The following is a 13,077-nucleotide window of genomic DNA, read 5'->3' as shown; positions in this document are numbered from 1 at the left end:
TGTCGCCACCGAACGATGTCGGCCAAAAACAAAACGCCCCGCACTAGGCGGGGCGTTTTGTTTGGCGCGAAGCGCTTAGACGGCCTTGGCGATGGCGTCTGCCACGTAGCCGATGTTGCCGCTGTTGAGTGCAGCCAGGCAGATACGGCCGGTCGACACGGCGTAGATACCGTGTTCGGCGCGCAGCACCTCGACCTGGGCGGCGGTGAGGCCGGTGTAGGAGAACATGCCGCGCTGATTGACCACGAAGGAGAAATCCTGCGCCACGCCCTTGGCCTTCAGTTGTTCGACGAGGCCCGAGCGCATCGCACGAATACGGTCACGCATGCCGGCCAGTTCGGCTTCCCACTGCGCGCGCAGCTCGGTGCTCGACAGCACGGCCGCGACCAGCGCGCCGCCATGGATCGGCGGGTTGGAATAGTTGGTACGGATCACGCGCTTCAGTTGGCTCAACACGCGGCCGGATTCTTCCTTGCCGCTGGTAATGATGGACAGCGCGCCAACGCGCTCGCCATAGAGCGAGAAACTCTTGGAGAACGAGCTGGAGATGAAGAACTGCAGGCCCGAGGCGGCGAAGGCACGCACAGCGACCGCGTCGGCATCGATGCCTTCGGCAAAGCCCTGGTAGGCCATGTCGAGGAACGGCACCAGGCCGCGCTCGCGGCAGGCTTCGACCACTTCGGCCCATTGCGCGTCGCTGAGGTCGGCACCGGTTGGGTTGTGGCAGCAGGCGTGCAGGATGATGACCGAGCCCGGCGCGTACGACAGCAGCGCAGCCTTCATCGCGGCAAAGTTCACACCACGGGTGGTGGCGTCGTAGTACGGGTAGTTCTCGACGACAAAACCGGCCGATTCGAACAGCGCGCGGTGGTTTTCCCAGCTCGGATCGCTGATGTAGACGGTGGCATCGGGCGACAGGCGCTTGATGAAATCGGCACCGATCTTCAGCGCACCGGTACCGCCCAGAGCCTGGGCGGTGACCACGCGGCCCGCTTCGGTCAGCTCGCTGCCTGCGCCGAACAACAGGTTCTGCACGGCGTTGTTGTAGGTGGCCGGGCCTTCGATCGGCTGGTAGCCGCGCGGCGGGGCGTTCTTCAGGCGGGCTTCTTCAGCGGCCTTCACGGCGGCGAGGAGCGGCAGCTTGCCGTTGTCGTCGTAGTAGACGCCGACGCCCAGGTTCACTTTGTTGCTGCGGGTATCGGCGTTGTAGGCTTCGTTCAGACCTAGAATCGGGTCGCGGGGCGCCATTTCCACGGCGGCAAAGATCGAGGCGGTCATGCGGTGCTCCAAACGTTTTTCGGGCGCAACTTCGCCCATGAACCAATGAAAGCGCCATTCTACACAGCCGGCATGCAGCGCCGACAGGGCGCTGCGTAACGGCCGGTAATCAATGACCGTGCTGCGGTGCAGGGCTGGGGGCGGGCTTGGCGGGGGCTGCCGAAGGCTTGCCACTACTGCCGTTGCCAGTAGCCGGGGTCGGCTCCCCCTTCAGGCAATTGGCCATGTCGTCGATCTTCTCGCCGGGGCGGATCACGCAGCGGGTATTGCCAAAGCGCAGATAACCCTTGTTGCCGGACGAAGGCGCAGCGCCGGTGACAGCAGGTGCCGCCGGCTGGGTGGCGGCATGTGCTGCTGCGCTGGCGGTTGCCAGCGCCTCGCGCAGTTGCTTGATTTCCGTTTGTGCGGCGGCGTAGGACGCGGTCACGGCAAGTTGGCCGGCCTTGAGCCCGATCAGCTCCGCCTGCGCCGCTTCGTTGGCCAGCCGCGCCTCGCGCCAGCCATCGGCGTTACGCTGCAACGCACCGCGCAATAGCGTGATCTGGTCCACGTACTGCTTTTCGTTGAACTCGCGGATGAAGAAACCAAGGCCCAGCCCCAACCCCAGCAGCAACAGGACACCCAATACGGCACCGGCAATCATCAACGGCAGCCGGAAGCGCTGCAGCAGCGACGCCTTGGCGGGCGCCGTCTCGTCCACGACCTCTACGGCGGGCTCGCTGGTGGTGACGATCTCGACGATGGGTTCATCGCTCATGGGCTCACGCCTGTCTCAGAACTGCTGGGTGTTAGGCTTGGGATCGAACAGGCCGTCAATGGCCGGCACCTCTCCCTCCACGCTGAACGGCAGCCCGTCTGGCCGCATCGGCACGAACAGTTTACCGGCAAGCTTGTAGCGCGGCGCGCCCGATTCCGCAGCACGACGCAGCTGACGCAACAGCGTGGCGATATTGCTGGTCACGTCGATCGCCACGCGCGCCTCGCCCAGCGCCGGCAAGGTCACCGCGCTCGCCGCCACCCCCGAAGCCAGCGGCTGGCCATTGATTTCCAGCGTGGTATCGAGCCCCTTGATCGGAATGGCTACGTCGTTGGGGTTTTCTACCCGTAGCGTGAGTGTGAAACGCTGCTCCAGAATGCCGGCTTCCTTGAGTGCAATGCCCGCCAGCGATACGCGCGGCTTCTCGAAATGACTGGGCACGCCGGCACAGGCAGCCAGCAGCAGCGCGCAGGCAATGATGATCAGGCGGCGCATCAGTGCTCCTCCAGCAAGGGCAGCAGCCGTTCGGCGATGGCGCCGGCAAAGGGCCGTGCGCCCTGTTGCTCGGGATGGACGACTGCGAAGGTGACATCGGCCTCGGCCACCAGCTTGCCGTTGTCGGCGCGCACGATGCGCTGCGCGACCACGCCATGGCGCTCACCGATTTCCGACATCCAGGTTTCGATGACCAGTTCATCGCCCATGGTGGCCGGGCGCTTGTAGCGGATATCGATGCGGCTCACCACCAGCGCCAGCCGCTCTTGCATGAACCACTCCAGCTGGCCGGCGATTTCCATCCATTCCCAGCGCGCCTCCTCCAGGAACTCCAGATAGCGGGCATTGTTGACGTGGCCGTAGAGGTCGAGGTGATACCCGCGGACCTTGATGGCGGTGCGTTGCATGACGGCTCCGGCAAACGATGTTGCCGTGCATCTTGGTCCGTAGCCGTTGCCGACGGCAAGAGGGGAAAATCACTGCTTCCCGGTACTGTGCACTATGAAAGCGCGCCCGGCTTCTCCATAATCGGCCGCATCATTTCAAGTCGCTCTCCACGAATAGCGATGGATCTCCGCCATTCGCGGCCGTTCCGCCTCGCACTGCTGTTTGTCGCAGTGTCGCTGGCCCTGATCGGCATCGCACCCTATTTCATCGACGCCGAGTACGCCCGCAACGAGCTCAAGCTCGCCTTGCAGCGCGATACCGGCCGCACGCTGAGCGTGGGCGGCAAGACACGTGTCGTGCTGCTGCCCCGCCCTGCCCTCACCGCGCGCAATGTCGGGCTGACCGAGGCCGACGGGCGCACGCGCTTCGCCCATGCCGACGAGGTCCGCATCGAATTCTCGCTGTGGTCGTTGCTGCGCCATGGCGAGGCGACCATCACCCGGCTCGAGGCCACGCGGCCGCAGCTGGCCGTGCGCCGCCAAGCCAACGGCAGCTACAACTTCGACGACCTGCTGGCCCACCGCAGCAATGCCTCGCCGCTGCACTTCGATCTGGAAGGCGTCGAGTTCGACGACGCCCGCATCGATTTCAGCGATGCCGCGAGTGCCGAAACCGCCCGGCTGTCAAACCTCAGCGTATTGCTCGATCAGCCGGCCGACCCCAAGGCCGGTCGGCTGGATCTGGCGGGCGAACTGGCGGTCCTGCAATCAGGCCAGCCGCAGTGGCGCGCCGCGCTGGAAGCCGGCGCCGCACTGCGCTATGAGGCCGCCGAACGGCGCCTGCTGGTGGCCGACCTCAAGCTCGGCCTGCAACAGCTCGGCAAGAGCGCGCCGCAGCTGGCGCTGACCAACGCCACGCTGGAGGCCACCGGCAACCTGGTCTACGGCTGGCAGCCGTTGCGCTTGGCTGGCGGATCATTACAGTTGTCCGCCCTTGGCACCCGTGCACAGCAATCGTGGCAATGGTCGCTCGACGCGCCGAACATCGATGTGCGCAACGACATCGCCCGCCTGACCAACCTCAAGCTGGCACTCGATATCCGCAGCCCGCAAAGCAGGGTGACCGCCGAATTCAAGCTGCCGGCGCTGGCCGGCTCGCGCCAGGGCTCGCTGCGGGCCGACCACGCCGCAATCGACGTGAAGGTCAGCTCGGCCGAGCAGACCTTTGTGCTGAAATTCGCGAGCCCGCTGGAATTGCAGCGCGGCACCATAGCCCGCCTTGCCGGCTACCGGCTGACCGGCAGTTACGCCAACCGTGCCTTGCCACGCGGCGCCATCCCGTTCGAGCTGGAGGGTGAGGCGGAACTCGATCTCAAGCGCGAGACCCTGCAGCTAACCAATCGTGGCACGCTCGATGGTGCCCAGCTGGCGACGCTGTTCGCCGCGGAGGATTTCGTCGACCCGCGCTATCGCTTCGACCTGGACCTTGCCCGGCTCGACCTGACCCCCTATCTGCCGGCGGTGGCCGAAGGCGCACGTGGCGTTGACGCCGAAACACCATACGATTTCGGCTGGCTCGGCCAGATCAATGCCAATGGCCGGGTGCAGCTCGGCGAGCTCATCGTCAAGAACCTGCACCTGCAGCAGATCGCGCTCGATTTCAGCGCGAACAACGGCGTGGCCCGGCTCGATCCGCTATCGGCACATATCTACGGCGGCGAGCTTGCCGGGGCGCTGACCATCGATACCGGCGGGCGCGTGCCGCAGTTCCACGTCAAGCAGCGGCTGAGCGGTGTAGACATCAATCCGCTGATGCGTGACTTGCTGGCGATCGAGCGCTTCGAAGGCAACGGCGAGCTGGCGCTCGACGTCACCGCCAGCGGCAACCGCATCTCGGACATTCGCGGCAGCGCCAGTGGCCAGGTCCAGCTGGCGCTGAACCGTGGCGCGATCCGCGGCATCGACCTGGAAGCGGTGTTGCGTGCCACCAACCAGCAGCTCAAGCGCATGAGCGGCGAACCGGTGCGGCTGGCCGACCTGCAGGCCAGCACGCACTTCTCCACGCTGAAGGCAAGCCTGGCGATCAAGGATGGTCTCGCCCGCAACGACGATCTGGCGGTCACCACCGGCCTGCTGCGCTTGTCCGGCCAGGGCGAGTTCGACCTCGGCACCGGCCGCATCGATTACACAATGAAAGCCGGCACCAATCCGCGCGTGCCCGAACTGCAGCAGCTAGCTGGCCTGATCGTGCCGGTCACGCTGACGGGCTCACTCGCCGCGCCGGAGTACCGGGTGGATTACGGCAATTTGCGCCAGCAACTGCTGCAACGGCAGAGCCGCCCCACGCCGCAGTCCACAGTGGGGGCGAAACGATGATCTCCTTTGCCGAGCGCCTGCTGGGCTGGCAGGCCACGCACGGCCGGCACGACCTGCCCTGGCAAGTGGCCGACGCGTATCGTGTCTGGCTGTCCGAAATCATGTTGCAGCAGACGCAGGTAACCACCGTCATCCCGTATTACCAGCGCTTTCTGGCGCGCTTCCCCAGCGTCGCCGTGCTGGCCGCTGCACCGCTCGACGATGTGCTCGCCCTGTGGAGCGGCCTCGGCTACTACAGCCGTGCCCGCAACCTGCATGCGGCGGCCGTCATGGTGGTCGAACGCTTCGGCGGCACGTTTCCGCAAGATCCGGTGCTGCTGGCCGAACTGCCCGGCGTGGGTCGCTCGACAGCGGCAGCAATCGCGGCGTTTTCCTACAGCGTGAAGAGCCCCATCCTCGACGGCAATGTGAAGCGGGTGCTGGCCCGCTGGGCCGGCATCTCCGGCTTTCCCGGCGAGAAGGCGATCGAGAACCGGCTGTGGCTGCTGGCGGAATCGCTGTTGCCAGCCAACGGCACACAGATGCCGGCCTACACCCAGGCACAGATGGACCTTGGCGCAACCGTCTGTACGCCGAAGAAACCGGCCTGCCTGGCCTGTCCGCTGCAGGACGATTGCGTGGCACGGCAGACCGGCCGCCAGCTGGAGCTGCCCACTCCGAAGCCAAAGAAAGCCATGCCGGAACGCAGCACGGTGATGCTGCTGATCCGCAACGATGTCGGCGAGCTCATGCTGGAGCAGCGGCCGCCCACCGGCATCTGGGGAGGGTTGTGGAGCCTGCCCGAAGTGGCGAGCACACTGGATGCGGAAGACAGCTGCCGCCAGCGCTGGGGCCTCACCGTGCTGCCCGAGCCCGCCCTGCCCGATTTTGTCCATGTGTTCACGCACTTCCGGCTGACCATCACTCCACAGCCGGTCAGCGTGCTGAACACAGCGCCTGCGGTGCAGGAGGCTGGCGTGCGCTGGTTCAGTCGCGATGCCGCGCTTGCAGCCGGCATTCCGACGCCGCTGCGCAAACTGTTGACCCGCTGACCACGCCGGCTCAGCCACCGTTCAGCGCCCGTCCCCAGCCTTCGCCGCCGTGCGGCCGCAGCAACACCGGCCGCGCCAACCGGCTTGCCCATTGGCCATACACCTGGTCGGCAATGCAATGCAGCGCCGCCACCTTGGCCGGCAAGTCGGCCAGCAGATCCGCTGCGTCTTGTACTGCGGGGCCGGCATGGTCCGCGATCTCGCTCACCCCCTGCGCGCACCAGCTGCGCACCGTCGCTTCGGTCACCTCCAGGTGCGACTGCACGCCTAGATGCGGGCCATAGGCAAAACCCTTGTTCATGCAATAGCTGCCGAACAGCACCCGGCGCGCACCGCGCGGGATGGCAAAGGTCTCGTAGTGCCAGTGGAACAGCTGCAGTTCGCGGCGCGGCCCGAACCAGCGACGCGATTCGTCGAACTGCGTCACGAACACCCGGCCCCAGCCGATCTGCGGCACCGGATTGCGCCGCACCTCGGCGCCCAGTGCGCGAGCCAGCATCTGACCGCCGAAGCAGTGCCCGAGGATGGGCACTGACAGGTGCAGCGCGTCCACCAGCAGCCGTTCCTCGCGCCGCATCCACAACAACCCGTCGTTGACGCTGGCAGGCGAACCCAGCACCACCACGCCGGAGAATTCGCTAGCACGGGTCGGCGGCGTATCACCGGCGTCGATGGCAAACAGGCGATGCGGAATGCCGTGACGCACAAGGAAGTCGAGCAGATAGCCAGGGCCTTGAAGCGGATCGTGGCGCAGGATGGCGACGGGTTTCATACAGTGTCCTGAAGGATGGCGACCCCGGCATGCTAGGCAGGCCGGCATAAACATCCCGTCAAGAACCGGCACGGCGACATCAATGCGCCGTAAAAGCGCAGCGTACCGATGCTGCCATTGCCGTTAGCCGCGATGCAGGTCCGCCCAGCTTGGCGGATCATCGCCGCCTTTGCCCGTCCAGGAGCCCGCCATGAATTCCGTCGTGATTGCCGTCCTGCTGATGCTGGCGTTGTCGCTGGCGCGTGTGAACGTGGTGATCAGCTTGCTGGCGAGCGCTGTCGTCGGCGGCCTGCTGGGTGGGCTGGATCTCGCGGCCACTCTTGCCGCCTTCAATGGCGGCCTGGGTGGCGGCGCCGGCGTGGCGCTGTCCTATGCACTGCTCGGCGCCTTCGCCATGGCAATCGCGTCATCCGGCCTGCCGCACGCGCTCGCCGACGGGCTGGCCCGGGCGGTGCAACGCGGTGGCGGCGGGCGTAGCGTGAAATGGGCGATCTTCGGCGCACTGCTGCTGCTGGCGATCTCCTCGCAGAACCTGCTGCCCATCCACATTGCCTTCATCCCGCTTCTGGTGCCACCGCTGCTGTTCACGCTGGGCCAGCTGCGGGTGGACCGGCGCCTCTTGGCCTGCATCATCACCTTCGGTTTGATCACGCCCTACATGTTTCTGCCGGTGGGCTTTGGCGAAATCTTCCTCAAGCAGATCCTGCTCGGCAGCATCGCCAAGGCCGGGCTCGACGCGAACGACGTCGACGTGATGCACGCGATGGCGATCCCGGCACTGGGCATGGCGCTCGGCCTTGCCATCGCCTGTTTCAGCTACCGCAAGCCGCGCGACTACAATCTGGCGCGCCTCGCGCGCGCCGAGCACGAGGACGCCCGTTACACGCCGCGCACCTTGCTGGTTGCCAGCATCGCCGTGGTCGTTACCTTCATCACCCAGCTGTGGGCCGACTCCATGCTGCTGGGCGCGCTGGCCGGTTTCACCGTGTGCGTGGCGGGTGGCGCGCTACGCTGGCGTGATGCGGATGGTGTGTTCATGGAAGGCATGAAGATGATGGCCGGTATCGGCCTGATCATGATCGCGGCTTCGGGCTTTGCCGAGGTGCTGAAGGCAACCGGCGACGTCGCCCGGCTGGTGGCCGCTTCGGTCGATGTAATCGGCGACAGCAAGGGACTGGCGGTGTTCCTGATGCTGCTGGTCGGGCTGGTGGTCACGCTGGGGATCGGCTCGTCGTTCTCCACCGTGCCCATCCTCGCCACGCTGTATGTGCCGCTATCGCTGCAGCTGGGCTTGTCGCCGACGGCTATCGTCTGCCTGATCGGCACCGCCGGCGCATTGGGCGACGCCGGCTCGCCGGTGTCCGATTCGACCCTGGGGCCCACGGCGGGCCTGAATGTCGACGGCCAGCACGATCATATGTGGGACACGGTGGTGCCAACCTTCCTGCACTACAACCTGCCGCTGCTGGCCGCAGGCTGGGTGGCGGTAATGGCGTTGTGAGCGCACGCAAGGCACCGCGGACCGCTACTGGATGATGCCGCCGCCCAGGCAAACGTCGCCCTGGTACAGCACCATCGATTGCCCCGGCGTCACCGCCCATTGTGCCTCGGCGAAATCGAGCTCGACGCCGCCATCGATGTGGCGCAGCGTGCACGCAGCGTCCTGCTGCCGGTAGCGCGTCTTGGCGGTGTAGCGACCCTCCATCGGCAGCTCGCCGAGTATCCACGAGCAATCCTTCGCGCGCAGCGTGGGTTTGAGCAACAGCGGATGGTCGTGCCCCTGTACCACGATCAGCTCGTTGGTCTCGATATTCTTGCCACCGACGAACCACGGTTCGCCGCTGCCCGTCTTGTCGCCACCGATGCCAAGACCGGAGCGCTGCCCCAGCGTGTAGTACATCAGCCCCATGTGCTCGCCCATCACCCGGCCTTCCGGCGTGACCATGGCACCCGGTTTTTTCGGCAGATAGCGGTTGAGAAAGTCACGGAACGGGCGCTCGCCGATGAAGCAGATGCCGGTGCTGTCCTTTTTCCTGGCATTGGGCAGGCCGATCTCCTCGGCAATGCGGCGCACCTCGCTCTTTTGCAGGCCGCCTAACGGGAACACCGCCTGGCTCACCTGCTCCTGGCTCAGGCGATACAGGAAATAGGTCTGGTCCTTGCCCTGGTCCGCCGCGCGGATCAGCTCGGTACGGCCATCGCTACGCAGCCGGTTGCCGCAATAATGGCCGGTAGCCATCTTGGCGCCACCCAGCTCGATCGCGTAATCGAGGAAGCAGCGGAACTTGATCTCGCTGTTGCACAGGATGTCCGGGTTCGGTGTACGGCCGGCGGAATACTCGGCCAGAAAGTACGAGAACACTCGGTCCTTGTATTCCTTGGCAAAGTTGACCAGCTCGATATCGATGCCCAACAGGTCCGCCACCGCGATGGCGTCCATGCTGTCTTCCTTGATCGAGCAGTATTCGTCGTTGTTGTCGTCTTCCCAGTTCTGCATGAACACACCATGCACGTCATAGCCCTGCACCTTCAACAGGTGCGCACTCACCGACGAATCTACGCCCCCCGACAGCCCCACCACGATCTTGGCCACGCTCATGCAGCCTCCTGCCGATCAAAATCACGCAGCAATGCGAGCGGATAGCGCTTGCCGGCCAGGTAGTCATCGATGCAGGCAAGGATCAGCGGGCTGCGGTGCTCGGCGCTGCGGGCGACCAGCTCGTCCCGACTCAGCCACAGCGCGGTCTCGATGCCATCGTCGAGCGCACGCTCCGGCTCGTGGCCGGTGAGCTCACCGGTGAAGGCGAAACGCAGGTAAGTCAGCTCCGGCCGCTCCGGCGGGCTCCACTGATAGATGCCGACCAGCGCGGTGGGCGCGAAATGGTGCGCGGTTTCCTCGAGCGTTTCGCGTACGCACGCGGCGGTGATGCTCTCGCCTTGCTCGACATGGCCGGCCGGCTGGTTGAGTTTGCGCTCACCAAGGATGCGCTCTTCGACGATCAGGAATCGACCGTTGCGCTCGACAACCGTGGCAACGGTGACATTGGGCTTCCACATGGCAATGCTGCTGAAAACAAAGCGCTATTTTACCCGATCCGGCACCTCCACCGACTGGCAAAAAGAAACGGGCGAGTCTCCTCGCCCGCTGCCGTGAACAGCGCGTGTCAATGCGACGCTTCGCCTTCGGCCTTCTTGTGCTCTTCGTCTGCCTTTTTCTTGGCCTTCTTCTGGGCATCCTTTTTCTTTTGCGCCTCTTGCTTGGCCTTATATTCCTGGACAGATTTGCCATCCGCCTTTTCCGGCGCTGCCTCATTGGCCAACGCATGACCTGCGAGACCGAATGCAGCCAAGATCATCAACAGCTTCTTCATCGCAATGCTCCTTATGGGGGTTGACCCAATCCGCAGCATAGAATCGCTTTCCACACTCGCAAGCTTAAAGTTTGTTCATTGTGGGCGATTCGGCCCGCGCCGCCCCCGCCGCTTCGGACCTGGAGCGCCCCCCCCTCGACGGCATGGCTTGAGTCGCCGGCACCGCAACCTGCAATTCGCACCATTGCCCCGGCGCTAGATCAGCTAGCGTGTGCTCACCCACCGCCCAGCGGATCAACCGTAGCGTGGGGAAGCCAACCTTCGCTGTCATCCGCCGTACTTGACGGTTCTTGCCCTCGGCGATGCGGATTTCCAGCCAGCTGGTGGGAATGGCGGCGCGAAAACGCACCGGCGGCTGGCGTGGCCATAACCCCTCAGGCTCGGCCATGATGCGCACCTCAGCTGGCAGCGTGACGAAATCGCCCAGGTCCACCCCTTGCCGCAGTGGCGCGAGTGCGTTGTCGTCCGGCTCGCCCTCCACCTGCACCCAGTAGGTCTTGACGAGCTTGTGCCGGGGATCGGCAATACGTGCCTGCAATGGGCCGGAATCGGTCAGCAGCACCAGTCCTTCCGAATCGGTATCGAGCCGACCGGCTGGATAGATGCCCTTCACCGGCACGTAGTCGGCGAGCGACTGGTGCGGTGGGCTTGGCGAGAACTGGCAGATCACGCCATAGGGCTTGTTCAGGAGGATGAGCTTGGCCATGCCCGATTGTAGCGCGAGCACCGTCCGTCCCGCCTGAGCGACTTGGCATGAAACCCGCGTTCACGCGATAATCCGGGGTTTGATGCGTGCACCGTAACGAGGCGCGCCGCTGTCCAAAATCCAACAGATGGGAAAGTCAACGATGAGCCATATCAAGGTGCCCGCCGAGGGCGCGAAGATCGTTCCGAACCTCGCCACCCCGGATAACCCGATCATCCCGTTCATCGAAGGCGATGGCATCGGCGTCGATATCACCCCGGTGATGAAGGACGTGGTCGATGCAGCCGTGGCCAAGTGCTACGGCGGCGCACGCAAGATCAACTGGATGGAAATCTACTGCGGCGAGAAGGCGGCCAAGATCTACGGCAACGACACCTACCTGCCGCAGGAAACACTGGATGCGCTGAAGGAATACGTGGTCTCGATCAAGGGCCCGCTGGCGACCCCGGTCGGCGGCGGCATCCGCTCGCTGAACGTGGCCCTGCGCCAACAGCTGGATCTCTATGTCTGCCTGCGCCCGGTGCGCTACTTCGACGGCGTGCCCTCGCCGGTGAAGAAGCCCGAGCTGATCGACATGGTGATCTTCCGTGAGAACACCGAGGACATCTACGCCGGCATCGAGTGGGACGCCACCAGCGAAGGCGCCAAGAAGGTGATCGAGTTCCTGCAGGAACAGATGGGCGTGAAGAAGATCCGCTTCCCGGAATCGTCCAGTATCGGCATCAAGCCGGTCAGCAAGGAAGGTACCGAGCGCCTGGTGCGCAAGGCGATCCAGTACGCGATCGACAACAACCGCAAGTCCGTGACCCTTGTCCACAAGGGCAACATCATGAAATTCACGGAAGGCATGTTCCGCACTTGGGGCTATGAGCTCGCCAAGAAGGAATTCGGCGGCGTCGAGATCGACGGCGGTCCGTGGGTACAACTGCCCAACGGCATCGTGATCAAGGACGTGATCGCAGACGCCTTCCTGCAGCAGATCCTGCTGCGTCCGGCCGAGTACGACGTGATCGCCACGCTGAACCTGAACGGCGACTACATCTCCGACGCGCTGGCTGCGGAAGTGGGCGGCATCGGCATTGCCCCGGGTGCCAACCTGTCGGACAACGTGGCCTGCTTCGAAGCCACCCACGGCACCGCTCCGAAGTACGCCGGCCAGGACAAGGTAAACCCAGGCTCGCTGCTGCTGTCTGCTGAAATGATGCTGCGCCACATGGGCTGGAAGGAAGCCGCCGATCTGATCATCCAGGCGATGGAAAAGACCATCCAGGACAAGATCGTCACCTACGACTTCGCCCGCCTGATGGAAGGCGCCGAGGAAGTGAGCTGCTCGGCCTTCGGCAAGGCCATCATCGCCCGCATGTAAGTTATGCTGGCGTGGTCAAAAACCCCGCTCAGGCGGGGTTTTTTGTCGGCCGCCAACCGAAGCCAGCCAAAAGAAAAACCCCGCTTGCGCGGGGTTTTTCAGCACAAACGCAACAATCAGGCAGCCTGAATGTTTGCAGCTTGCTTGCCCTTCGGGCCGGTCGCGACTTCGAACGAAACGCGCTGGCCTTCCTTCAGGGTCTTGAAGCCTTGCATATTGATCGCGGAGAAGTGAGCGAAGATATCGTCGCCGCCTTCATCCGGAGTAATAAAGCCAAAGCCTTTGGAATCATTGAACCACTTCACGGTACCCGTAGCCATTCAGGTCTTTCTCCAAGATATGCATAGAAACAGCACCCCCACGGGCGCCGCCTGTTTGAAGTCAAGGCCAAACGACGGGTGTACCGGTAAGGCATGAAACTTGTCCATCAAACGCGATTTGTTTTTACGCGATAGTTACGAAACAGGTCAAGCGCGCGCCCGTGAATTTCAGCAAACTGTTGCATCGTTGGAACGCTTGAAAAAGCCCCCCCACGGGCC

At 64.3% G+C, this 13,077-nt stretch carries 14 protein-coding genes; 4 read left to right on the top strand and 10 right to left on the bottom strand.

What is annotated here, in order from left to right; all coding sequences use genetic code 11:
- Positions 1-75: 75 nt before the first annotated feature.
- The 4 genes from FLM21_RS05470 to FLM21_RS05455 form a co-directional block, all read right to left on the bottom strand.
- Positions 76-1,278: an amino acid aminotransferase gene (locus tag FLM21_RS05470; RefSeq protein WP_148714595.1), complete on the bottom strand. Its 1,203-nt coding sequence runs from the start codon at positions 1,276-1,278 to the stop codon at positions 76-78.
- 109 nt (positions 1,279-1,387) lie between these two features.
- Complete coding sequence (locus FLM21_RS05465) at positions 1,388-2,035, bottom strand: hypothetical protein (RefSeq protein WP_148714594.1); 648 nt, start codon at positions 2,033-2,035, stop codon at positions 1,388-1,390.
- Between the two features lie 15 nt (positions 2,036-2,050).
- Positions 2,051-2,530 carry an LEA/WHy family protein gene (locus FLM21_RS05460; RefSeq protein WP_148714593.1) on the bottom strand — a complete coding sequence of 160 codons (480 nt, stop codon included), beginning with the start codon at positions 2,528-2,530 and terminating at the stop codon, positions 2,051-2,053.
- Positions 2,530-2,937, bottom strand: a complete 408-nt coding sequence (locus FLM21_RS05455; RefSeq protein ID WP_148714592.1) for an acyl-CoA thioesterase — start codon at positions 2,935-2,937, stop codon at positions 2,530-2,532. The genes FLM21_RS05460 and FLM21_RS05455 overlap by 1 nt, the downstream gene beginning before the upstream one ends.
- 159 nt (positions 2,938-3,096) lie before the next feature.
- Between FLM21_RS05455 and FLM21_RS05450 the strand changes: the two genes are divergently transcribed.
- Both FLM21_RS05450 and mutY read left to right on the top strand, forming a co-directional pair.
- Positions 3,097-5,292 (top strand): AsmA family protein, encoded by a 2,196-nt coding sequence (locus FLM21_RS05450; RefSeq protein ID WP_148714591.1) that lies wholly within the window; start codon positions 3,097-3,099, stop codon positions 5,290-5,292.
- Positions 5,289-6,323, top strand: a complete 1,035-nt coding sequence (gene mutY, locus FLM21_RS05445) for an A/G-specific adenine glycosylase (RefSeq protein WP_148714590.1) — start codon at positions 5,289-5,291, stop codon at positions 6,321-6,323. Before FLM21_RS05450 ends, mutY begins: the two co-directional genes overlap by 4 nt.
- 10 nt (positions 6,324-6,333) lie before the next feature.
- Here the strand turns inward: mutY and FLM21_RS05440 are convergent, their stop codons facing one another.
- Complete coding sequence (locus FLM21_RS05440; protein ID WP_148714589.1) at positions 6,334-7,095, bottom strand: type 1 glutamine amidotransferase; 762 nt, start codon at positions 7,093-7,095, stop codon at positions 6,334-6,336.
- 190 nt (positions 7,096-7,285) lie between these two features.
- On the opposite strand from FLM21_RS05440, the gene FLM21_RS05435 reads away from it, so the two are divergent.
- Positions 7,286-8,596: a Na+/H+ antiporter family protein gene (locus FLM21_RS05435; RefSeq protein WP_148714588.1), complete on the top strand. Its 1,311-nt coding sequence runs from the start codon at positions 7,286-7,288 to the stop codon at positions 8,594-8,596.
- A gap of 24 nt (positions 8,597-8,620) precedes the next feature.
- Here FLM21_RS05435 and mnmA read toward each other — a convergent pair whose 3' ends face one another.
- From mnmA to FLM21_RS05415, 4 genes are all read right to left on the bottom strand, one after another.
- The gene (gene mnmA / locus FLM21_RS05430; RefSeq protein ID WP_148714587.1) at positions 8,621-9,694 is read right to left on the bottom strand and encodes a tRNA 2-thiouridine(34) synthase MnmA; all 1,074 of its coding nucleotides are present in this window, start codon (positions 9,692-9,694) and stop codon (positions 8,621-8,623) included.
- Entirely contained in the window at positions 9,691-10,152 is a 462-nt protein-coding gene (locus FLM21_RS05425) for an NUDIX hydrolase (protein ID WP_148714586.1), read from the bottom strand. Before FLM21_RS05425 ends, mnmA begins: the two co-directional genes overlap by 4 nt.
- 107 nt (positions 10,153-10,259) lie before the next feature.
- On the bottom strand, positions 10,260-10,466 hold the full coding sequence (locus FLM21_RS05420; RefSeq protein ID WP_148714585.1) for a hypothetical protein: 207 nt from the start codon (positions 10,464-10,466) through the stop codon (positions 10,260-10,262).
- 64 nt (positions 10,467-10,530) lie between these two features.
- Positions 10,531-11,172, bottom strand: a complete 642-nt coding sequence (locus tag FLM21_RS05415) for a pseudouridine synthase (RefSeq protein ID WP_148714584.1) — start codon at positions 11,170-11,172, stop codon at positions 10,531-10,533.
- A gap of 142 nt (positions 11,173-11,314) precedes the next feature.
- Between FLM21_RS05415 and icd the strand changes: the two genes are divergently transcribed.
- Positions 11,315-12,538 carry an NADP-dependent isocitrate dehydrogenase gene (gene icd / locus FLM21_RS05410; RefSeq protein ID WP_148714583.1) on the top strand — a complete coding sequence of 408 codons (1,224 nt, stop codon included), beginning with the start codon at positions 11,315-11,317 and terminating at the stop codon, positions 12,536-12,538.
- Positions 12,539-12,654: 116 nt separating this feature from the next.
- Here the strand turns inward: icd and FLM21_RS05405 are convergent, their stop codons facing one another.
- Entirely contained in the window at positions 12,655-12,858 is a 204-nt protein-coding gene (locus FLM21_RS05405; RefSeq protein ID WP_148714582.1) for a cold-shock protein, read from the bottom strand.
- Between the last annotated feature and the right edge of the window lie 219 nt (positions 12,859-13,077).

It is taken from the genome of Chitinolyticbacter meiyuanensis, from assembly GCF_008033135.1.
GTDB classification, from domain to species: domain Bacteria; phylum Pseudomonadota; class Gammaproteobacteria; order Burkholderiales; family Chitinibacteraceae; genus Chitinolyticbacter; species Chitinolyticbacter meiyuanensis.
This window is presented reverse-complemented; position numbering and strand designations above follow the sequence as displayed.